The sequence below is a fragment of the Psychrobacter sp. TWR1-1-1 genome, assembly GCF_049895865.1.
Lineage (GTDB): Bacteria > Pseudomonadota > Gammaproteobacteria > Pseudomonadales > Moraxellaceae > Psychrobacter > Psychrobacter immobilis_A.
Map to the genome: position 1 here is coordinate 1 of NZ_JAFCTE010000050.1, position 1,309 is coordinate 1,309.

The following is a 1,309-nucleotide window of genomic DNA, read 5'->3' on the forward strand; positions in this document are numbered from 1 at the left end:
TGAACCGCCCCGACTATATCGGAGGCTGATCTACTTGAGTCAGGCAGCGATGCCTGACAGGGTTAAATTATCATAATACCGCTTTTCAAACTCAAAGGGTGACACATATCCAATCGTGCTATGTAGACGCTTCTTGTTGAACCAATCCACCCACTCAAGGGTTGCCAGTTCAACATCGTTCACACCAGTCCAGTTCTGCTTTAAATAATGAATCACCTCAGACTTGTAAAGCCCATTGACCGTTTCAGCCAATGCATTGTCGTATGAATCGCCTGTTGTGCCAACGGAGGCAATAACACCAGAGTCCGTCATCTTATCGGTATAGCGAATAGATAAGTACTGAACCCCTCGATCACTGTGATGAATGACATCTTTGGGATTGTTTCTATCTGTTATCGCTTGATTTAATGCCGCCATTACCATATCCGTGTTCATACGATTCGATACTTTCCAGCCGACAATAGCGCGAGCAAATACATCAATAATAAAAGCGGTATAAACCCAGCCGCTCAATGTCTTGATATAAGTAAAATCTGCAACCCACAGCTGATTAGGACGATGGGCATTAAAGTTACGATTGACCAAGTCGTCAGCACGCTTTTGGTCGTCACGGCTGTTGGTGGTAATCTTACCCTTACCGCGCCAGACACCTTGTAAGCCGTGCTGACTCATTAAACGCTCGACGGTGCAGCGTGCGATATAAATGCCATCTGCCTTCATCTGCCGCCAGACTTTGCGAGCACCATAGCGGCATTTGCTGTCCTGCCAGATGCGTTTAATCTCGCTGAGATAGTAGTCGTCATGCTGACTGCGCAGTGAACGCCTTTCAGGGCAGCACTCTAGGTCTTTAGTACGGTGATAGGTTGACGGGGCAATCGGTAGTACTCTACAAATCAGCTCGACCCCATAACTACCTCTATAGTCATCAATAAACTGAACCATTATCTGGGTGGACGGTCGAGCTCCGCCTGGGCGAAAAAAGCAGCAGCCTTACGTATAATCTCATTGGCTTGCTTGAGCTCTTTGTTCTCGCGTTCAAGCTCTTTGATACGCTCTTTGTCACTTTGAGCCTGCACTGAGGCGGGAATGGTTTGGTCTATGTGCTTTTTATGCCAGGATCGCAGTGTCTCAGGCGTACAGCCAATCTTTGACGCTATGGCTTGAATGGCTGACCATGTAGAAGGATAGTCGCTCGACGCTTCAATCAGCATGCGAACGGCGCGTTCTTTAATCTCAGGAGTGTAGGTTTGTCTTTTCATTGTCGTATTCTCTCAGAATGTTGAGTCTCCGACAATCCCGGGGCGGTTCA

1 protein-coding gene and 1 other annotated feature are annotated in these 1,309 nt (G+C 47.5%); the gene reads right to left on the reverse strand.

What is annotated here, in order from left to right; all coding sequences use genetic code 11:
• Positions 1-39 precede the first annotated feature (39 nt).
• A protein-coding gene (locus ACP69U_RS13795; RefSeq protein ID WP_372396254.1) for an IS3 family transposase occupies positions 40-1,259 on the reverse strand; the annotation gives its coding sequence in 2 pieces (ribosomal slippage) (positions 40-983 and positions 983-1,259; 1,221 coding nt in all).
• Positions 868-984: a sequence feature (AL1L pseudoknot), on the reverse strand. It overlaps the preceding gene by 117 nt.
• Positions 1,260-1,309: the final 50 nt, after the last annotated feature.